Origin of the sequence: Mesorhizobium sp. Cs1299R1N3 (assembly GCF_037179625.1) — a bacterium.
Taxonomy (GTDB): domain Bacteria; phylum Pseudomonadota; class Alphaproteobacteria; order Rhizobiales; family Rhizobiaceae; genus Mesorhizobium; species Mesorhizobium salmacidum.
The window spans coordinates 889522-910151 of record NZ_JAPYKQ010000001.1 but is presented as its reverse complement, the minus strand read 5'-3'; the positions used below and the strand labels follow the sequence as shown (position 1 = coordinate 910151).

At 63.5% G+C, this 20630-nt stretch carries 18 protein-coding genes; 11 read left to right on the top strand and 7 right to left on the bottom strand.

Going from position 1 to position 20630, the window contains the following annotated elements; all coding sequences use genetic code 11:
* Positions 1-6: 6 nt before the first annotated feature.
* On the bottom strand, positions 7-876 hold the full coding sequence (locus O7B34_RS04190; RefSeq protein ID WP_337144986.1) for an AraC family transcriptional regulator: 870 nt from the start codon (positions 874-876) through the stop codon (positions 7-9).
* A gap of 53 nt (positions 877-929) precedes the next feature.
* Here O7B34_RS04190 and O7B34_RS04185 point away from each other — a divergent pair, with 53 nt between their 5' ends.
* The gene (locus O7B34_RS04185; RefSeq protein WP_337144985.1) at positions 930-1337 is read left to right on the top strand and encodes a DUF2000 family protein; all 408 of its coding nucleotides are present in this window, start codon (positions 930-932) and stop codon (positions 1335-1337) included.
* A 16-nt stretch (positions 1338-1353) separates the two neighbouring features.
* Here O7B34_RS04185 and O7B34_RS04180 read toward each other — a convergent pair whose 3' ends face one another.
* A complete protein-coding gene (locus tag O7B34_RS04180; RefSeq protein ID WP_337144984.1) occupies positions 1354-1587 on the bottom strand; it encodes a hypothetical protein in 234 nt (77 codons plus the stop codon).
* 208 nt (positions 1588-1795) lie between these two features.
* On the opposite strand from O7B34_RS04180, the gene O7B34_RS04175 reads away from it, so the two are divergent.
* From O7B34_RS04175 to O7B34_RS04160, 4 genes are all read left to right on the top strand, one after another.
* Positions 1796-2680, top strand: a complete 885-nt coding sequence (locus O7B34_RS04175; RefSeq protein ID WP_337144983.1) for a DMT family transporter — start codon at positions 1796-1798, stop codon at positions 2678-2680.
* A 65-nt stretch (positions 2681-2745) separates the two neighbouring features.
* On the top strand, positions 2746-3768 hold the full coding sequence (locus O7B34_RS04170) for a LacI family DNA-binding transcriptional regulator (RefSeq protein WP_084636511.1): 1023 nt from the start codon (positions 2746-2748) through the stop codon (positions 3766-3768).
* A complete protein-coding gene (locus tag O7B34_RS04165) occupies positions 3765-4748 on the top strand; it encodes a 2-hydroxyacid dehydrogenase (protein WP_337144982.1) in 984 nt (327 codons plus the stop codon). The genes O7B34_RS04170 and O7B34_RS04165 overlap by 4 nt, the downstream gene beginning before the upstream one ends.
* Before the next feature lie 86 nt (positions 4749-4834).
* Positions 4835-5239, top strand: a complete 405-nt coding sequence (locus O7B34_RS04160) for a hypothetical protein (protein WP_337144981.1) — start codon at positions 4835-4837, stop codon at positions 5237-5239.
* Here O7B34_RS04160 and O7B34_RS04155 read toward each other — a convergent pair whose 3' ends face one another.
* Complete coding sequence (locus tag O7B34_RS04155) at positions 5240-6013, bottom strand: gamma-glutamyl-gamma-aminobutyrate hydrolase family protein (protein ID WP_140506725.1); 774 nt, start codon at positions 6011-6013, stop codon at positions 5240-5242.
* Between the two features lie 263 nt (positions 6014-6276).
* Between O7B34_RS04155 and O7B34_RS04150 the strand changes: the two genes are divergently transcribed.
* The gene (locus O7B34_RS04150) at positions 6277-7386 is read left to right on the top strand and encodes a TRAP transporter substrate-binding protein (RefSeq protein ID WP_224584399.1); all 1110 of its coding nucleotides are present in this window, start codon (positions 6277-6279) and stop codon (positions 7384-7386) included.
* 100 nt (positions 7387-7486) lie between these two features.
* On the opposite strand, the gene O7B34_RS04145 is transcribed toward O7B34_RS04150, so the two are convergent.
* The 4 genes from O7B34_RS04145 to O7B34_RS04130 all read right to left on the bottom strand — a co-directional run bounded on the left by O7B34_RS04145 (position 7487) and on the right by O7B34_RS04130 (position 12014).
* Complete coding sequence (locus O7B34_RS04145) at positions 7487-8515, bottom strand: zinc-dependent alcohol dehydrogenase family protein (protein ID WP_337144980.1); 1029 nt, start codon at positions 8513-8515, stop codon at positions 7487-7489.
* Positions 8516-8534: 19 nt separating this feature from the next.
* The gene (locus tag O7B34_RS04140) at positions 8535-10322 is read right to left on the bottom strand and encodes a TRAP transporter large permease (protein ID WP_337145194.1); all 1788 of its coding nucleotides are present in this window, start codon (positions 10320-10322) and stop codon (positions 8535-8537) included.
* A complete protein-coding gene (locus O7B34_RS04135; protein ID WP_337144979.1) occupies positions 10322-10927 on the bottom strand; it encodes a TRAP transporter small permease subunit in 606 nt (201 codons plus the stop codon). The genes O7B34_RS04140 and O7B34_RS04135 overlap by 1 nt, the downstream gene beginning before the upstream one ends.
* 181 nt (positions 10928-11108) lie before the next feature.
* Positions 11109-12014 (bottom strand): branched-chain amino acid ABC transporter permease, encoded by a 906-nt coding sequence (locus tag O7B34_RS04130; RefSeq protein ID WP_337145193.1) that lies wholly within the window; start codon positions 12012-12014, stop codon positions 11109-11111.
* Between the two features lie 142 nt (positions 12015-12156).
* Here O7B34_RS04130 and O7B34_RS04125 point away from each other — a divergent pair, with 142 nt between their 5' ends.
* From O7B34_RS04125 to O7B34_RS04105, 5 genes are all read left to right on the top strand, one after another.
* Positions 12157-12765 (top strand): CGNR zinc finger domain-containing protein, encoded by a 609-nt coding sequence (locus O7B34_RS04125; RefSeq protein ID WP_337144978.1) that lies wholly within the window; start codon positions 12157-12159, stop codon positions 12763-12765.
* A complete protein-coding gene (locus tag O7B34_RS04120; RefSeq protein ID WP_337144977.1) occupies positions 12746-13291 on the top strand; it encodes a hypothetical protein in 546 nt (181 codons plus the stop codon). The genes O7B34_RS04125 and O7B34_RS04120 overlap by 20 nt, the downstream gene beginning before the upstream one ends.
* A gap of 217 nt (positions 13292-13508) precedes the next feature.
* The gene (locus tag O7B34_RS04115; RefSeq protein ID WP_337144976.1) at positions 13509-17003 is read left to right on the top strand and encodes an indolepyruvate ferredoxin oxidoreductase family protein; all 3495 of its coding nucleotides are present in this window, start codon (positions 13509-13511) and stop codon (positions 17001-17003) included.
* A gap of 137 nt (positions 17004-17140) precedes the next feature.
* The gene (locus O7B34_RS04110; RefSeq protein ID WP_337144975.1) at positions 17141-19456 is read left to right on the top strand and encodes a putative bifunctional diguanylate cyclase/phosphodiesterase; all 2316 of its coding nucleotides are present in this window, start codon (positions 17141-17143) and stop codon (positions 19454-19456) included.
* A gap of 330 nt (positions 19457-19786) precedes the next feature.
* Complete coding sequence (locus O7B34_RS04105; RefSeq protein ID WP_337144974.1) at positions 19787-20548, top strand: N-acyl amino acid synthase FeeM domain-containing protein; 762 nt, start codon at positions 19787-19789, stop codon at positions 20546-20548.
* Positions 20549-20630 lie beyond the last annotated feature (82 nt).

The following is a 20630-nucleotide window of genomic DNA, read 5'->3' as shown; positions in this document are numbered from 1 at the left end:
CGGCTATCAAGCCGCCGCGGCAGCTCCGTGGATCAAGGACGACCAGCGTCCCGGTGTCATGCCGAACGCTTTCTTGAATTGCCTGTTGAAGTGGCTCTGGTCGCTGAAGCCGGCCTCGACCGCGATCTGTGCCAAGGGCTCGCCGGAGGCGATCATCCTGCGCGCGCTCTGAAGCCGGCGCATCACCAGGAAACGATGCGGACTGGTCGAGAAGGCCGCACGGAAATGTCTCGACAGGGCATAGCGGTCGAGACCCGTGATAGCTTTCAACTCGTCCGAACGCACGGGCCGGTCGAGGTTTTCCGAGAGATATTCACGCGCCAGTGTCACCGCTCGCCACGCCGTCCCGGCCAGTGGTTTTGCCGGCTGACCGGCATGCCGGGCGAGGCTTTGCATCAGTTGAGCCAGGAAGTCGTCGATGAACAGCTCGTCGAGTTCCCGCTCCAATGGCCCAAGCGCCGAAAGCAGCGTCGCGCAGAAGGCATCGTCGGTCACCACGCCGTCGCTGACGAACGGCAGCGCCGTGCCGCCGAGACAGTCGAGTATCAGTGACGGCTCGAGATAGAGCATTCTGTAGCGCAGGCCTTCCTCGGTGCCCGCGCCGCCATCGTGCAATTCGTCCGGATGCAGCACGATGACCTGGCCGGGCAGGCTGTGCCGCGCGGCACCACGATAGCGAAAGGTCTGCACGCCGCGCAGCGTCACCCCGATCGCATAGGTGTCGTGGCGATGGGGATCGAAGGCGCTGCCGTGAAACCGCGCCTCGATGCGCTCCATCCCCGCAGGGTCGGGAGCGGAGATGATGCAGCTTTCAGCGGCATCGGCGCACAAACGTCCAAGACCCTCGAAGGCCTGGCGGTCTAGTTCGAACGACATCGTCTCCTTCAGCCTCGCAATACGGGGCTTAACCTCGAATGGCGCATTTTCTCATGTTTGATACGAAATTTGCAATCGTGCTGCGGGAAGATCTGCCCGTCTGGCAGAAACTCAACGTCACCGCCTTCCTGACCAGCGGCGTCGTCGCGCAATTCCCCGACATCATCGGCGAGCCCTATCGCGACCGCGCCGACAATCTCTACAATCCCCTGTCGATCCAGCCGGTCATCGTGCTCTCGGCCGACCATGCGGCGCTTGGTGCGATCCACCGGCGTGCGCTGGAACGCGGCGTCACCACCTCGCTCTATGTCGAGGAGATGTTTTCGACCGGCTTCGACGCCGCCAATCGCGCCGTCTTTGCCGAATTCGCGCCGGAAGACGCCAAGGTGGTCGGCATCGCGCTGCGCGCAGGGAAGAAGGTCGTCGACAAGATCACCAAGGGTGCCCGCATGCATGGATAGAGGCAAACTCACAAGCTCAATCGACTGGCTGCCGCCGATCGAGAAGAGCGGCATACAGTGCCGCCAGCAATGCGAATATCGCCGACACCAGCATCATGGAAAAAAGCGCTGGAGCTGAATCTGCGAGAAACAGGCCGGCGATGGAGGCGATGAGTGCCCCGCCGCCGATCCTCATTGCGGCGGCCAGTCCTGCGGCGGTGCCAACCAGATCCGGCCGCACCGACAATGCGCTGCTGTTGGCGGCGGGCATGGTCAACCCGTTGCCGGTTTAGGCCGTGACATGCCGGACGAGGGCTAAGCCTGTCCCAGGCGTCTTGTTGTGCCAGACGCTTTTGGCTTGCCGGCAAGCGACAATTCCCGCAAAAGGTGGGCTTCAGCCCAGCTTTTCCCCCGGTCTGCACGTGAATCCTTCCCAACGATATGCAGAAAGCGCGACGCCGCCGGTGGCAATCCTGTGCATGCTGACGACCTATGTCTTCTTCACCTTCCTCGATACCAGCAGCAAATATCTCGTCCTTGCAGGCGTCTCCGTCCTGATCGTCGCCTGGGTGCGCTTTGCCGTGCATGTCGTGCTGGTTGGGGCGCTGCTGCGCGGCTGGCGCGAGCCGGTGCGGTTTCGCCCGGTCAACTTGCCCGCGCATGTGATACGCGGCGCCTTCCTGTTCGGCTCGACCATGTTCAACGTCCTGGCGCTGCGCTCCCTGCAACTGGCCGAGACGACATCGATCTATTTCTTCGGGCCGATGGTGATCACCGCGCTTGCCGGCCCGCTGCTGGGCGAATGGGCCGGTTGGCGGCGTTGGCTGGCGATCCTGACCGCTTTCGCCGGGGTCTTGATCATCACGAGGCCGGGTGTCGGTGTTTTCGGCGTCGGACATCTCTTCGCGCTCGGCTCGATGCTGTCGAACTGCTTCTATGTCATCATGACGCGCCGCATGTCGGCGACCGAAACGTCGGAAAGCCTGATCCTGTTCTCGGCGCTGGCGCCGGCGGTGCTGCTTTTACCCATGCTGCCGTTCTCCTTCTCCTTGCCGCACGATGGCTGGCACTGGTTCGTCCTGCTAATGCTTGGCGTTTTCGGCGGCGTTGGCCATTGGCTGCTGGTGCAGGCCTATCGGCTGGCGACGACCACGGCGCTGGCGCCCTATCCCTATTCGCAGATGGTGTGGATGATCATTTCCGGCTGGCTTGTCTTCAAGCAGTTCCCCGACCGCTGGACGCTGGTCGGCGCCGCCATCATCGTCGCCAGCGGCCTCTACATCGTCCATCGCGAACACCGGCTCAGGCTGCGCAGCCGCGCGGCCTCGGATGTCGAGGCCGAAGCGCTGGCAAAAAAACTTTGATTTGGCCCCGATCGATGGCATAAGGCCGCCCTTAAACAGTTTAAAAAACGACGGGGAGCGAAAGCCTGGCACAGAAGATCAAGCTGTCGACGATCGCGGATGCGCTCGGCGTGTCCACGGCCACGGTTTCGCTGGCGCTGCGCGACAGTCCGCTGGTCGCCGGCTCGACGCGCGACCGCATCAAGGAACACGCCCGCGCCATCGGCTATATCTACAACCGCCGCGCCGCCAGTCTGCGCACCTCGCGCTCGGGCATTGTCGGTGTCGTCGTGCACGACATCATGAACCCGTTCTTCGCCGAGATCCTGCGCTCGATCGAGAGTGAGCTCGACCGCAGCCGGCAAACCTTCATCCTGTCCAATCATTATGATCAGCTCGAAAAGCAGCGCACCTTCATCGATACGCTGCTGCAGCTCGGCGCCGACGGCGTCATCATGTCGCCGGCCATCGGCACGCCGGCGTCGGACATCGTCATGGCCGAGGAGAACGGCTTGCCGGCGGTGCTGATCGCACGCACCGTCGAGGGCGCCGACGTGCCGGTGTTTCGCGGTGACGATGCGTATGGCACGGGCCTCGCCACCAACCACCTGATCTCGCTCGGCCACAAGCGCATCGCCATGATTGGCGGCACCGACCAGACTTCGACCGGGCGTGATCGCTACCAGGGCTATGTCAACGCCATGGAGGCGGCGGGGCTTGAAGTCAGACCGTCCTGGCGCATTGCCGGCCCACGCACCAAGCAAGCCGGCTTCGAGGCGGCCGGGCAGTTCCTGGCGCTGAAGGACAGACCGACCGCCGCCTGCTGCTGGAACGACCTAGTCGCCATCGGCCTGATGAACGGCATAGCGCGCGCCGGCCTGGTGCCGGGCATCGACATCTCCGTTACCGGCTATGACGATCTCGAGGAGGCGGCGATCGCCACGCCGGCGCTGACCACCGTCTGGAATGGCCAGCGCGAGGTCGGTCGCCGCGCCGCCAGCGCGCTGCTCGACAAGCTCAACGGGCAGACGGTGCGGCCCTCGCAGGAATTGATCAAGCCGGAACTGCATGTGCGCCAGTCGACCGGCAAGCCGGTGGAGCGTGCATGACCAGGGCCAAGGATCTGCAAGCCGTTGCCATTTTGGTGCCGGCGGATTTCAGCGATCACGCCGTCGGGCGTATCGAACGGACCTTCAGGCGCGTCGGCATCGAGCGCGCCGATCCGGCGCTGGTCACCGAGGAGATGCGCCGCGCCGTGCGTGGCATCGCATCCTTTGCCGGCATCAGTGCGGCGATGATGGATGCGTTGCCCAATCTCGAACTCATCGCCTCCTTCGGCGTCGGCTATGATTCGGTCGACGTCCACCATGCGGCGGCGAAGAACATCATGGTCACCAACACGCCCGACGTCCTGACCGAGGAGGTCGCCGACACCGCGATCGGCCTGCTGATCAACACAATCCGCGACCTGCCGCGCGCCGAGACCTGGCTGCGTGACGGCAGCTGGGTGCGCAAGGGCAACTATCCGCTGAGCCGGCTGACCTTGCGCGCGCGCCGTGTCGGCATTTTCGGCATGGGCCGCATCGGCCAAGCCATTGCACGGCGGCTGGAGGCGTTCGGACTGCCGGTCGCCTATCACAACCGGCGTCGTGTCGAAGGTCTGGCCTACCAGTATCACGCGACGCTGAAGGGCTTGGCCGAGGCAGTCGACACGCTGATTTCGGTGGCGCCCGGCGGAGCATCGACACAGAAAGCGGTCAATGCCGAAATCCTTTCGGCGCTCGGCGCGAACGGCGTCTTCGTCAACATCGGCCGCGGCAGCACCGTCGACGAGGCGGCCCTGGCGGCCGCTCTCGCCGACGGCACCATCGCCGCAGCCGGGCTCGATGTCTTCGCCGACGAGCCGAATGTCCCCAAGGCGTTGCTCGACTTGCCAAACACCTCTCTGTTGCCGCATGTCGGCTCGGCCTCGGAGCACACGCGCCGCGCCATGGCCGATCTGTGCGTCGACAATCTGGTGTCGTGGTTCAGCGAGCGCCGGCCGCTGACACCGGTGCCCGAGACTGTTGACGTGAAGGCACGCGCTTGAGCGCCGGGCTCTACCCTATTTATTAACGTCTGCTTAACCCTTTGAAATCATTCTTCATCCTGTGTATGCGTGGGTGAAGTTCAGGGATGAAGACGCTTTCCACATTGATCGGGGCCGCTGCCTTGTTCGGCGGCGTTCAGCTGTTTCATGCCGGCGGTGTTGAAAGCGTCGGCGAAGAGGCCACGCCGTCCGACACCTACAGGCTGGTCGCCAATGGCGACGAGGGGGCCTGCGCGGTCACGCGCGGCGCCTCGGTCTCGGATGGCTTGTCGCTGTTGACCGTGGCTCCGAATTGCCGACGGCTCCTGCCGGGCCTCGAGCAGGCGAAATTCTGGCGCGAGCAAAACGACGGAACGGTCGCCTTCAGCGCCAACGGCATCGATCCGATCGTCACCTTCGCCGTGGCTGACGGCAACGGCTACGAATCCTACGCCCCGGCGCTGCCGTTGCTGTCGCTGGCATCGGACGGTGGCTTGAAGCGCGGAGACTGACTACTCAGCCGCGGCCCGTGCGCCGGCTTTCGCTGCCGCGTGCAAACGCACCGCATCACCGAAAGCCCGAAAAATCTTGGCGGAATTGCTGTCCGATTTGACCCAGTATTCGGGATGCCATTGGACGCCGACGGCGAAGGCGCGCGCGCCCTTGACCGAAACCGCTTCGACCGTGCCGTCAGCGGCGACAGCCTCGATCTCGAGCTTCGAGCCCAACCGGTCGATCGCCTGGCGATGCAAGGAATTGACCTTGATGTCGCCCGCGCCGAACACGCCGGCGAGGCAACTGCCTGGCTTGATCGAAATGGTCTGGTGAATGGCGAAGCGCTCATCCTGTTTGTCGCTCACCGCCGCGCGGTGGTCCAGCGACCCCTCGCGCTCCTGGATCTCGGTGCCCAGTGTACCGCCAAGCGCCACGTTCAGCTCCTGGATGCCGCGGCAGATGGCAAGCAGCGGCACGCCGCGCTCGATCGCCTTGCGGATCAGCGGCAGCGTCGTGGAGTCGCGCGCGGTGTCATAGGGGCCATTGGCTTCGCTGGCATCGCCGCCATAGAGTGAGGGATCGACGTTGGATTTCGAGCCGGTCAGCATGACGCCGTCGACCGACGACAGGAGTTCGTCGAAGTCCAGCCGGTCGCCGAACGAAGGCACCAGCAGGGGGAAAACGCCGGCACCTACGATTGCTGCTTCCAGATATTGTTGGGGCGCGGCATGCCAGGTGTAGTTGTCGAATTGACGGACGTCGGTCGATATGGCGACGAGCGGCTGCTGCATTTTGGGTCTGTTTTCCATCTGGCAAGGGATGTCCTGCCTTTAAAATAAGCGATCCCCCGGCATTTTTCCAGCCAAGTTTCAGCGTGTCGCATGGGCCAGGAAACCGCCTGTTAGACTATAGTTGCAGGGTCGCACGGCTTCGCCACCAAATCCGGCCGCAGTGCTGGACTCGACTCCTTGCCCGTGTATTGTTTCGTGCGAACCGATGCGGGGGCCGAGGATTTCCCGAACGTCGGTCTGTTGATCCAAAAGGGAGGAACTGCATGGATCGTCGTTCATTCATCCGCAAGGCCGGCGTCACCGGCGTCGGCGCAGCCGCGGCAGCGGCCACGCTCGCCGCACCGGCAATAGCCCAGTCCAATCCCAAGGTGACATGGCGGCTGGCGTCCTCCTTCCCGAAGTCGCTCGACACCATCTATGGCGGGGCCGAAGTGTTCTCCAAGATGTTGTCTGAAGCCACCGACGGCAATTTCCAGATCCAGGTCTTTGCCGCCGGCGAACTCGTTCCCGGCCTGCAGGCCGCCGACGCCACCACGGCCGGCACGGTCGAGGCCTGCCACACGGTGGCATATTATTACTGGGGCAAGGACCCGACATGGGCGCTGGGTGCGGCGGTGCCCTTCTCGCTCAACGCGCGCGGCATGAATGCCTGGCACTACCATGGCGGCGGCATCGACCTGTTCAATGAGTTCCTCGCCACGCAAGGTCTGTTCGGCCTGCCGGGCGGCAACACCGGCGTGCAGATGGGTGGCTGGTTCCGCAAGGAGATCAACACCGTCGCCGACCTCTCCGGCCTCAAGATGCGCATCGGCGGCTTTGCCGGCAAAGTGGTGCAGAAGCTCGGCGTCGTGCCGCAGCAGATCGCCGGCGGCGACATCTATCCGGCGCTGGAAAAGGGCACCATCGACGCCGCTGAATGGGTCGGCCCCTATGACGACGAGAAGCTCGGCTTCTACAAGGTCGCCCCCTATTACTACTATCCGGGCTGGTGGGAGGGCGGCCCGACCGTCCACCTGATGTTCAACAAGACGAAATACGACGAGCTTTCGCCGACCTACAAATCGCTGCTGCGCACGTGCGCCCAGGCCGCCGATGCCAACATGCTGCAGAAATACGACTACGTGAACCCTCCGGCGGTGAAGCGGCTGGTGGCCGGCGGGGCGAAACTGCGTCCGTTCAGCCAGGAGATCATGGCCGCGTGCTTCGAGAAGGCCAACGAGGTCTATGCCGAAATGGAAGCCTCGAACGCGCCGTTCAAGAAGATCTGGGAATCGATCAAGGGCTTCCGCAAGGAGCACTATCTCTGGGCGCAGGTGGCCGAATACAACTACGACACCTTCATGATGGTCCAGCAGCGCAACGGCAAGCTGTAGGCGATCGCGCTTTGTTTGTTCGAAAGCCCCGGGCTCTTCTGTCCCGGGGCTTTTCCTTGCTCAACGGCGACGGCAATGCCAGACGCCGGAAGCCCGCGCCTCAGCCCAAACCCGGCACCACCAGCACCTTCACTTCGCCTGGAGCCGGCGCGTTGGCGATCACCGCCGGCGCCTCTTCGAGCGTGACTTGCCTGGAGATCAGCCGGTCGATCTCGATCGCGCCCGACGCGATAAGCTTGGCGGCACGGCGGTGTGTGTAGGGGTTGAGGAACGAGCCCAGCACCTTCAGCTCCCGGAACAGCAGGTCGAAGGGTTCGAATTCCACCTTCACGCCTTGCGGCGTCACACCGACGATGACGACAGTGCCGCCCGCCCTTGCCAGCCGCATCGATTGCTCGACGGTCTCGCGCACACCGGCGCATTCGAACACGACGTCGACGCCGTCAGGCATCAGGCCGGCCGGACCGGCGATGGCGTCGATCACATCGGCGGCGGTGGGATCGACCGTCGCCGTCGCACCGAGTTCCCTGGCAAGCGCGCGCCGCGAGGCTTGCCTCGTCGACAGGATGATGGTGGTGGCCCCGGCAAGCCGCGCCAGTTGAACGGTGAGCAGGCCGATGACACCGCCGCCGAGCACGACAACCGAACTGCCTGGCTTGATCTCGGCAAGGTCGACGCCGTGCAGGCAGCAGCCGAGCGGCTCGCAGAAAGCGCCATGTGTCGGCTTCAGATCCGCGGGAAGGACAAAAGCCTGTTTCTGCGGCATCACCACATAATCGGCAAAGCCGCCGTCGCGGTGAATGCCGATGGCGGTGAGATTGCGGCACAGGTTGACCTGGCCGGCATGGCAGTGGCCGCAGCGTCCGCAGGCAATGTTGGGATCGCCAGTGACCCGGTCACCGACGGCAAAGCCGGAGACGGCGGTGCCGACCGCCTCGATGATACCGGAGAATTCGTGCCCGGGCGTCACTGGAGGCCTGCAGGGGAACTCGCCGTGGAAAAGATGCCGGTCGGTGCCGCAGACACCGCAGGCCTCGATCCGCACCAGAAGCTCGTCCGGACCGGGGACCGGCTTGGGAATTTCGCGTAGCGCGATGCTGCCCACTCTCTCCAGCCGCACGGCTTTCATGGCGTCTTCCCCTCCGAGCTCAGTTGAAATTCGGCGGCTGCGACAGGTCCGGCGTCGGTGTCGCCGGCTTGGCTGGCGGCGTATCGCCGAAATTCGGCGGTTGCGACAGGTCGGGCATGCCGGGCGTCGCCGGTGCGCCACCGCCATTGGCAGGCGCGCCGCCACCTTCCGGCGTGCCAAGCGGCGACAGGCTGGGCATTTCCGGCACCTTGTAGTCGATCGTGCCGGAATCGACGGCCGCGCCCTTGTAGCGCATCACCATTTGCGGGAAGGCGATGGTCAGGGCGATCATGATCACCTGGATGCAGACGAACGGCACCGCGCCCCAATAGATCTGGCCCGTCGTCACCGGCGCGATCTGCTTGCCGGTCAAGCGGTCGAGGTAGGGCACGCGCGAGGCGACCGAGCGCAGATAGAACAGCGCGAAACCGAACGGCGGATGCATGAAGCTGGTTTGCATGTTGACGCCCAGAAGCACGCCGAACCAGATCAGGTCGATGCCGAGCTTGTCGGCGGCCGGCGCCAGCAGCGGCACGATGATGAACGCCAGTTCGAAGAAATCTAGGAAAAAGGCGAGGAAGAAGACGAGCATGTTGACGCCGATCAGGAAGCCGACTTCGCCGCCCGGCAGCGAGGTCAAGAGATGCTCGACCCAGATCTGGCCGTTGACCCCATAGAAGGTCAGCGAGAACACCCGCGCGCCGATCAGGATGAACAGCACGAAGGACGACAGCCGCGTCGTCGAGGCCAGCGCCTGCTTGATCACGTCCATCGACAGCCGGCCCTTCATCGCCGCCATCGCCAGTGCGCCGACCGCGCCCATGGCGCCGCCCTCGGTTGGGGTGGCGATGCCGAGGAAGATGGTGCCGAGCACCAGGAAGATCAGCGCCAGCGGCGGGATCAGCACGATCACGACCTGCTGCGCCAGCCGCGACATCATGTTGATGTTCAGGCCGCGGTCGAGAATCGCGACGACGTAGATGAAGATGACGCCGACTGCCGCGCCGAGAATGTCGGCATTGTCGCCATGAGCGGGCACCAGGTAATGGTAGGCCGCATAGGCAATGGCCACGGCCGCTACCAGCGCAATCAGCAAGGACACCACGCCATGGCCGAGTGTCCGCGCCTCGAGCGGCAGGGCCGGCATAGATTTGGGCCGGACGATCGACATGATCACGATGTAGAGCGTGTACAGGCCGGTCAGCACCAGGCCGGGGATCAGGGCGCCGGCATACATGTCGCCCACAGAGCGGCCGAGCTGGTCGGCGAGAACGATCAGCACCAGCGATGGCGGAATGATCTGGGCGAGCGTGCCCGACGCCGCGATGACGCCCGATGCCACCCTGCGGTCATAACCATAGCGCAGCATGATCGGCAGCGAGATCAGCCCCATGGCAATGACGGATGCCGCCACCACGCCGGTGGTCGCCGCCAGCAGCGCGCCGACGAAGATCACCGCATAGGCGAGGCCGCCGCGGATCGGTCCGAACAACTGGCCGATGGTGTCCAGCAGGTCCTCGGCCATGCCGGATCGCTCGAGCACGATGCCCATGAAGGTGAAGAACGGGATGGCCAGCAGCGTATCGTTCGACATCACCCGGCTGCCGTAGAAATTGTCCGGCAGCGCATAGAGCAGCGGCCAGGCGAGATTGATCGCGCCGCCCGAATAGGGCGTCAAAAGCACGCCGATGAAGAAGAACATCAGGCCGTTGGCGGCGAGCGAAAAGGCGACGGGATAGCCGATCAGCATGAACAGGATCAGCGAGGCGAACATGATCGGCGCCATGTTCTGGGCGATGAACTCCATCACGAACGCACCTCTTCGGCGAGCGCCTTGGCTTCTTCAGCGAGCGCCTTGGCTTCGAGTTCAGCCTGTTCGTGCACGGAAATGAACGGGTTGGGATCCTCAATGATGCCGCGCATGATGGCGATCTTCTTGATGATCTCGGAAATGCCCTGCAGCGCGAGCAGGAAAAAACCGACCAGCAGGATGGCCTTGGCCGGCCACACGATCAGGCCCCCGGCATTGGTCGACATTTCACCGCTGTGGAACGACAGCGACACATAAGGCACGAAATAGAACACCATCAGCGTCACGAACGGCATCAGGAAGAAGACGTGGCCAAAGAGGTCGATCCAGTGCTGCACGCGGCGTGAAAACAGGCCGTAGACGATATCGATGCGGATATGCTCGTTCTGTTTCAGCGTATAGGCGGCGGCCAGCATGAAGGCGGCGCCGAACAGGTACCATTGCAGCTCGAGCCAGGCGTTCGACGAGGTGTCGAACACCTTGCGGATGACCGCGTTGGCCGCACTCACCAGGATCGCCAGCAGGATCAGCCAGGATACCGATTTGCCGATGAACTCGTTCATACGATCGATCGTTCTGGATAGAGCGAGAAGCCCTGCCATGCATTCCTCCCTGATGCGGTGACGCGCGATCCCCCTTTTTCGTCGCGCCGCCTGGCCCAACCGTATGCAGTGCGTGGTCCGGTTGGTCAACACGAGGAGGAAGGATGCAGGCCATCGGCTCTTGCGGCACGGTGGAAAACCGCAGCCTGACGATACGTCATGCAACCAAAGTCTGATGGGTTCAGACGACCTTGCCGGAGTCGCGGCCGGCGCCGATCAGGATCAGCATGGCCACCAGGAACAGATACATCCACGCATCGCGCCATTCGACCGGGAAATAGCCGGCCCACAGTGATTCGGCCATGCCGAAAGCGGCCGCGCCCAGCGCGGCCCTTGGCGGCGAGAGATAGCCGCCGACAGCCGTCACGAACAGGATCTTCAGGCCGTAGACCAGGCCGGAACCGAAGCTGACATTGCCGTAATAGAGACTGGCCATGACCCCGGCCAGCGCGGCGCAGAAGCCTCCGAACAGCACGGCGCGCCTAAACACGCCACGCACGTCGACGCCGCACAGGGCGGCGGCCCTGGGGTCGTCGGAGACGGCACGCCAGCACCGGCCGAAGTTTGAGCGGGCAAACGCCCATGTAGCGAGTGCGACCGCCGCCAGGACCACGACGCAGTCGAGCACCTGGATCAGCGTCAGCGTCGCCTTGAAACCGGAGCCTTCGGCGAAAACGATGGGCTCGGCCAGCATCGGCGGCAGCCACAGATCATGCGTGTCGGCCGCGATGCGGCTTGCTTCCGACAGGATGATCAGGATGCCGAGCGTCGTCACCACGATGGCATTGGGCGAGCGGTCGGCCAATGGTTCAAAGACGCTGCGTGACAGGACATGGCTGATGAGCGCGGCATAGAGGAACGCCGCGACGACGCCGAACAGCACCGAAGCCAGCAGCGTCAGCCACAGCACCTGGTAGCCGAAGGCGACGCTCAGGATCATTGCCTGGCCGCAGAAGGCAAACAGCGCGCCATAGGCGAGGTTGGTGCGGTGCAGGATGCCGTTGGTCAGCACGTAGCCGAAGGCGAGCAGGGCATAAAGCGCGCCCGAATGCAGCCCGTTCAGCACCTGCTGGAAGAAATAGAGCATGCTCGACAACACCACAAGCATCCCGCCCAAGAGCGGATCGGACAGGAGCGGATCGGATAAAGGCGATCATACCGTGCGCATCTGAGGTTTGCATCGCCGAATCTAACTTGTCAAATGCGATTTATCGGTTAGATTTCGGGGAATGACAGTCGCCTGGACTCCGCACCGCTTCACCGGCGGTCTGCTTGCGCTCGACACGGCAAACACCGTCGTGCTCCGTGGCGATCCGGCGCGCACGTTCGACCGCTTCGACGATCCGGCCGAAATCGCCCGCTTCGCCGACGCGGCCACCGGCTTTCGCGCCGTCGAGCTTGGCGACAGGCGGCTGGCGGTGTCCTCGCCGGCTGCAATCGCGCCCGTCGTGCTGTCGATCCGCGAGACGACCGACCGGCTGTTCCGGGGCGCGGTCTCGAAGGGCGCGGTCGCCACCGCCGACCTGCCTGAATTCCTGCGGGCCTGCGCCGACGGCCTGGCCGCCGGCCGGACCGAGATCGGGGCGCCGGGACGGCCGTTCGGCGATCCGGCGACGCCGATCGCCTTCGAGGCGGCGCTGGCGGTTTCAGCTCTTTCACTGCTGCGCGACGACACGGTCGCGAGGCTCAGGATCTGCCCCAACTGCACCTGGCTGTTCGTCGACAGGAGCCGCAATTCCAGCCGCCTTTGGTGCGACATGGCGGTGTGCGGCAACAGGCAGAAGGCAAGCCGTCACTACCGCCGCCGCATCGCGGCCAATGAGGTCAGGAATGGCTAGAATTCTTTCCCGATTGAACGTTGTTGGCGTGGCGCTGGTAGCGGCGATGGCACTCGGCGCCTGTCGCGATACCGGCGGCGAGGGCAAGCTGTTCGAGGTTTCCGGCAAGATATTCATCTTCAATTACCGTCTCGCCAGGGCGACCTACGTCGTGACGTTGCGGCCCTTGCGGCCGATGGGCGAGGGTCAGGTGGCGGTCGCCAGTTTCCAGAATCCGGCCGGCGGCGCGCCCTTCGTGGTCGAACAGAAGATCTGGCCGAAGCTCGACAAGGTGAGCCTGGAAAGCCCGGCGCTCACCTGCGTCGTCAGGAACAAGCCCTATGCCATCGCCATCAGCATCAAGGGCGCCGACGGTGCCGTCCTGCAGACCATCGACACCACGCTGATGTCGACGGAAGACCAGTCCATCCTGCCCGACCGGCCGCTGGTCATCGACCAGCTCTACACGGCCAATCCCGATCTCGCCGGCCATCCCGACGGCAAGCTGCCGGGCGAGCCGAAGCCGGACTGCTCGAAAGCCGGCTGACGCCGTCCGACGGCATCGATTTCGCCCGGAATTTTTGTGCGCCGTCGCGCTGTCGGCCCACGCTTTCATGCGCGGCCCAGCACCCGCCGGACTGTTTGTTGCGCGTTGGCTGGTCCTTTCGATTTTGTTTGACCTGCCTTGCAAGGGAAGAAAGGATGCGTCATCCGATCCCGACGTTGGCCGCTGCCGCGCGCGGCCTTCGCAGAGGAAATGCCTGATGACGCTGCATGATGTCGCGCTCGACGACAAATTCGATCTTGGCAAGGAGCGCATCTTCCTGTCCGGCGCGCAGGCGGTCATCCGCATGCTCCTGATGCAGCGCGAGCGCGACCGCCGTGCTGGCCTGAACACGGCAGGCTTTGTCTCGGGCTATCGCGGCTCGCCGCTCGGCGGCCTGGATATGCAGCTTTGGAAGGCGAAAAAGCAGCTCGGCGAGGCCGATATCGTTTTCCAGCCTGGCCTTAACGAGGAGCTTGCCGCCACCGCCTGCTGGGGCTCGCAGCAGACGGAACTGTTGGGCGAGGGTACCCATGACGGCGTGTTTTCGGTCTGGTACGGCAAGGGTCCGGGCGTCGATCGTTCGGGCGATGTGTTCCGCCACGCCAATCTCGCCGGCTCGTCTAGATATGGCGGCGTCCTTGCGCTCATGGGTGACGACCACATGGCCGAATCTTCGACCAATGCGCACGCCACCGAATTCCTCTTCGTCGACACCATGGTGCCGATCCTGAACCCGGCCGGAGTCCAGGAGATCATCGACCACGGCCTGTATGGCTTTGCCATGTCGCGCTTCGCCGGCACCTGGGCGGCGATCAAATGCGTCAAGGACAATATCGAATCGACAGCTTCGGTCGATGCCTCGCTCGAACGATTGAACATCGTCGTCCCGGATTTCGACATGCCGCCGGGTGGTCTCAACATCCGTCACGAGATCGACATGCTCGGCCAGGAAGAGCGGTTGCATGAGCACAAGCGTGCCGCGGCCTCCGCCTTCATCCATGCCAATGGGCTGAACAGGATCGTCTATTCGGGCGGCCGCAATCCGAAGCTCGGCATCATCACGCTGGGCAAGAGCTATCTCGACGTCCGCCAGGCGCTGGAGGATATCGGCATCGACGAGGCGGAAGCCAACCGCATCGGCGTGCGGCTGTTCAAGGTCGGCTGCCCCTGGCCGCTCGACCTGCAGCACATCGCCGAGTTCGCGCGCGGTCTCGACACCATCGTCGTCGTCGAGGAGAAACGCTCGCTGATCGAGGTGCAACTGCGCGAAAGCCTTTATGGCACCGCCACGCAGCCGGTCATCGTCGGCAAGAAGGACGAGCGCGGCGACTGGCTGTTCCCGGCCAAGGGGGCGCTGGACCCCAACGAGATCGCCATTGCACTGGGCGAGAGGATCGTGAAGACCATCGGCCCGTCCGAAGAGATTTCGGCAAGGGTCGCGAAGTTGCGCCAGTTCCAGGCGATGCTGAAGGACGCTACCGACATCGGATCGCGCACGCCCTTCTTCTGTTCGGGCTGTCCGCACAATTCCTCGACCAAGGTGCCGGACGGCTCGATCGCCGCCGCCGGCATCGGCTGCCACTTCATGGCGCTCTGGATGGACCGCAACACGCTCGGCTTCACCGCCATGGGCGGCGAGGGCGCGCAATGGGTAGGCCAGGCGCCGTTCTCGAAGCGCGGCCACATCTTCCAGAATCTCGGCGACGGTACCTACAACCATTCCGGCACGCTGGCGATCCGCTTCGCCCTGTCGAGCGAAGCCAACATCACCTACAAGATCCTCTACAACGACGCCGTCGCGATGACCGGCGGCCAGCCGCATGAAGGCGGGCTGACCGTTGACATGATCGCCAGGCAGGTGCGGGCGGAGGGCGTCGACCGCATCGCCATCGTCACCGACGAGCCCGACAAATATGCTGGGAAGGCCGAGTTTCCGGCGGGCGCGACTATCCACGACCGCGACGACCTCGATCTGGTCCAGCGCGAGCTGCGCGAGGTCAAGGGCGTATCGATCCTGCTCTACGACCAGACCTGCGCCGCCGAAAAGCGCCGCCGCCGCAAGCGCGGCACTTTTCCCGATCCTGACAAGCGCGTCTTCATCAACGAACTGGTCTGCGAAGGCTGCGGCGATTGCGGCGTGCAGTCGAACTGCGTCTCGATCCAGCCGGTCGAGACCGAATTTGGCCGCAAGCGCAAGATCGACCAGTCGAGCTGCAACAAGGATTTCTCCTGCGTCAACGGCTTCTGCCCGTCCTTCGTCACCGTGCACGGTGCCAAGATCCGCAAGGCAGACGGCCTGGCCGGCAAGACCGACCCGCTCGAAGGCGTACCGACACCAGCCGAATTCCCGCTCGGCGTCGAGGGCTGGGCGGCGATCATCGACGGCGTCGGGGGCACTGGCGTCGTCACCGTCGGCGCCGTGCTCGGCATGGCGGCGCATCTGGAGGACAAGGGTTGCGGCATGATCGACATGGCCGGCCTTGCCCAGAAGGGCGGCTCTGTGTTCACCCATGTCCGCATTGCCCGCACACCCGAAGACATCAATGCCATCCGCGTTTCGGCGGGCAAGGCCGACCTCGTGCTCGGCTGCGATCTCGTCGTGTCGGGGGCCAAGAAGGTGCTGACGGCGGTGCGCGAGGGCCATACGATCTTCCTCGCCAACACCGCCGAGATCATGCCGGGCGAATTTGCCCGATCGGCCGATTTCTCGCTGCCGGTCGAGCGCTTGAAGAAGGCGATCCGGTCCGCCGCCGGCGACGACAAGGCCCATTTCTTCGACGCCACCCGTACCGCCACCGCACTGTTCGGCAATTCGCTCGGCGCCAATATGTTCATGCTTGGCTTTGCCTTCCAGCACGGTGGTCTGCCGCTCTCGGCCGAAGCCGTTGAGAAGGCCATTGAATTGAACGGCGAAGCGGTGGCGATGAACATCGCCGCTTTCCAGTGGGGCCGCCGCGCCGCACATCAGCCGGATTTTGTGCGCGGCCTCGTCGCCCAGCCGGGCTCAACCTTCGCCGACAAGACCGGGCAGGCCGCGCCGGTCGCCGAGACGCTCGACGAGATCATCGCCCGCCGCGTCACTTTCCTCACGGCCTATCAGAACGCTGCTTACGGCAGGCGCTACGCCGACAGGATCTCGACGCTGCGAGCGGCGGAAACCAAGGCCATGCCGGGTTCGACCGCCGTGACCGAGGCCGCCGCCAAAAGCCTGTTCAAGCTGATGGCGATCAAGGACGAATACGAGGTGGCGCGGCTCTACACCGACGGCTCCTTCGCCGCCGAGCTTGGCAAGCAGTTCCAGAGCTATGAGAAGCTCGAATTCCATCTCGCGCCGCCGATCATGGGGCGTCGCGGCAATGACGGCAAGCCGAGGAAATCGAGCTTCGGGCCTTGGATGATGAAGGGCTTTCGCCTGCTGGCGGCGATGAAAGGCCTGCGCGGCACGGCTTTCGACCTGTTCGGCTACACCGCCGAGCGGCGCATGGAACGGCAATTGCTGGCGCAGTACGAAGCCGATCTGCAGCTCGTGGCCAGCTCGCTGGCGCCGGGCAAAATCGAGGCCGCGGTAGCCCTGGCCTCGGTCCCGGCGCTGATCCGCGGCTATGGCCACGTCCGGCAGGCAAGCGCCGAAAAGGCGGCGGAGGAGCGCTCCAGACTGCTCCAGCGGCTGACCCAAACCATGCCGATACCGGTTCTCAGTGCCGCTGAGTGATTCCACCGCCAAAGCCTTATCCGGGCTGCAAGGTCCCCTCGCCGTGGCAGGTGGGCCGAAGCCGTTGCTTAACCCCCAATTCTAAGCCTTTCTTAAGGCGGTTGTGGCATGACAAGGCCTAGCGTTGGGCCGACCATATGGGCAAAACAAGGACCGAGAGCATCCCCGCGGATGTCTATATCCAATTTGTGCGGTCGTTGTTCGACAACGCGCACATGTTGGTGATCGGTGGCGCGTGTTACTGGATCCTCGGGTTCACGATTTATCTGCGCACGCAAAATCCGTTGTTTCTGGCCTTTTCCTTTATTCTGCTGCCGATCAGCCTTCTCCGTTATTTCGGTATTCGCAGCTTCCTGAAGACGGGCGGTGTGATTGCCGATGTCGAACACGCGCACCGACTGGAGCGCAGCTACATCCTCAAGGGCTGCTTGCAGGGCCTCGGGTTGGGTGCGCTGTGCTTCGTGTCGATCTATGTGTATCCCGACCCATTCGCCGAACTGGCGGCGATGTCGCTGACGCTGGCAACCCTGGTCACGGTTGTCGCCCGCAACTACGGGTCTCCGCGCATGGTGCGGATTTTTTCGGTAACCTTCATCGGTCCGGCGGCACTTGCACTCCTGCTGCGTATGGATGGCCCGTCTCTCGTCCTAGGTCTGATGATCTTCCCGATGACGTTCATCACCATCAATAGCGCCGACCATGTTCGTAATGTGCTGTTTTCCGCGGTCATCGGCCACCAGCAGGCGAAAAGCATAACGCGCAGGTTCGACCGTGCGCTCAACACCATGTCGCACGGCCTGGTCATGCTCGGCCCTGACGGGCGCGTCGCGGTCGCCAACGCCGAGGCCGCTCACCTGATGTCGCTGAAATCGGCCGACGCGCTGCTCGGGCGCTCCATCCACGGCCTTCTGATGCGCGGCGTCGCCGGCGGCATGCTGGCGCCGAAGGACTGCCGCTACGTCGAGGCGCAGCTGACGCGCGCCCTGCGCGAGGGCAGGGACCGCAAGGTGCTTGTTTCGCTCGCCAACGGCCAGCATTACGAATTCTCCGCGCGTGAAGGCAGCCAGGAACTCGGCGTGATCACCTTCGAGGATGTTACGGCGCGCGTCGAAGCGGAGGACAAGATCCGGTTCATGGCGCGCTACGACAATCTGACCGGCCTTCCCAACCGCGCCTATTTCCATGAACTGGTCGGCGAGCTGATGGCCTCCGGCGACCGCGATCGCCTGTGCGGCCTCGCCGTGATCGACCTCGACGATTTCAAGAGCGTCAACGACACGCTCGGACATCCTGTCGGCGACGGGCTGATCTACGCCGTCGCCGACCGCCTGGCGGCCATCGCCGGGCAAGGCCTTACCGTCAGCCGCTTCGGCGGCGACGAGTTCATGCTGTTCTTCGACCGCATCGATGACGAGAGCCACCTGGAGAGCCTGCTCGACCGGATTTTCGCCGAGCTGCAGGGCGAGGTCGACGTCGCGGGCCACGGGTTACGGATCCAGGCCAGCGCCGGCGCGGTGCTGTCCAAGGTCGGCGGGACCGATGTCGACGCCATGATCGTCAAGGCGGACCTGGCGCTCTACAAGGCCAAGGAGCTCGGCAAGAACGGTTGGCGGCTGTTCGAGGCGGCGATGGATGCCGCGTTCCGCAACCGCCAGCTGATGAAGGCGGATCTGCGCAGTGCCGTGGAAAGCAGGGACCTGCGGGTCGTCTACCAGCCTATCGTTGCTATGAACACTATGCGCATCGCCAGCTGCGAGGCGCTCTGCCGCTGGGACCATCCCGATCTCGGACCGATTTCGCCCAGCATCTTCATTCCGCTGGCCGAGGAGATGGGCATTATATCCGAGATCAGCACCTTTGTGCTTCATGCAGCTTGTACCGAATGCGCCAAATGGCCTGACCAGACCAGCGTCTCGGTCAATCTCTCGGCCAGAGATTTCCGCAGCCGCGACGTCATCCAGAAGGTGCGCGATGCGTTGGCGAACTCCGGCCTCGCCGCCAGCCGCCTGGAGATCGAAGTCACGGAAACCGCGCTGCTCGATGACAAGTCCTTGACCCGCCAATATATCGAGGAACTGAAGCAGCTCGGCGTCCGCATCGCCCTCGACGATTTCGGCACCGGCTATTCAAGCCTGAGCTATCTGCACAAGCTTCCACTCGACAAGATCAAGATCGACCGGTCGTTCGTGATGGACATCACTCACAATCCGCGCTCGCTCGAGCTGTTGAAGGGCGTCGTCGACCTGACCCGTATCCTGGGGCTCACCGTCACCATCGAAGGCGTGGAGACATTCGAGCAGCTTAAGGTCCTCATGGATTCGGTGAAGCCGGATCTTGTCCAGGGCTTCCTGTTCGGCGCAGCGCTCAGCGCGTCGGGCATCGAGACGATGTCGAACGTCACCTGGCCATTTGCCGCGGACCTGCGTCTCGCCGCCAAGCGTACAGCCGGCTAGCTTTCGCCGCAAATTCCCGCCCATTGAAGTCAATCCCACCCATTGAAGTCAATAATGTGCGTTGCTTGGATCGTGTGCGGGGCTTGTACGAACCAGCATATTTAAGGCACATTTGATAGCGACTTGGAACAATTCCAAGCAAAGCGCTTAGTAGTTTTCACGCGAACTTGGATATGGACGCCCAAACTGCTCCTTTAGTTAGCACCACTCTGCCGTCAGGATCTCCGGTTGTTAAGGTTAACAAGTGGTAAATCGGTAGGGTCGAATTTTCGGCTTGTGTCTCATTTCAACTCGAATAGCCTGTTCAGAGGCGGATACGAGGACTTGAGAATGGATGCTGCGAGAAACGATGCGCGGGCTGGCGCCGGCGCAAATGCTGGGTCCGCGCTGAACCAGTCGATCATGCAATTGCTGGAGCATGTCGACTATCGTCTCATCACTGGAGGCGAGGATCTGGAGGCGATCTACCGCCTCCGCTATCAATCTTACCTTCAATCGGGCATGTGCGGCCCGATCGCCAGCGGGATGTTCGAGGATCGCTGGGACAATCTGCCGAACTCCTATCGGTTCGGCGTCTATTTCGATGGACACCTGGTCAGCACACTGCGGCTCCACTACATTTCCCGCGAGCACCCTCATTCGCCGTCCGTCGACGCCTATCCGGAAATATTGACCGAGCGGCTTGCCCGGGGAGAGACGTTCATCGACGGGACTCGCTTCGCAACCGATGCCGACAGTGCGCCCGCGCCCGGAGTCCTGCCTTTTCTGACGCTCAGGCTTGGCATGGTGGCCGCCAGTTACTTTAATCTCACGGCAGTGCTTACGCCGATCAAGATCGAGCATTCCGCTTACTATGCTCGCATCTTCCATGCCATTCAGAAGACAGAGGGCAAGGTGTTCCCGGGTGTTCTTGCGCCGATCGCTCTGTTCGAGATCCCCTGCGGCGAAAACTTGCGCCAGACACTCGATCGGTTCCCATTCTTTAAGTCGACGGCAGTGGAGCAGCGGATGATGTTCGCCAATCCGGCCATCAACCGGCTGACGCCGCTGTCCATCGTACCGACGGCGAAATACTATCGCGACGCTGCCTGAACGGGCGCCTTTCCTGGCATCATGAACCTTTCCCGCGGCTTCGCCGTTATAAGTAGTGGCGTCGCCATCGAGTGTCGCCGCA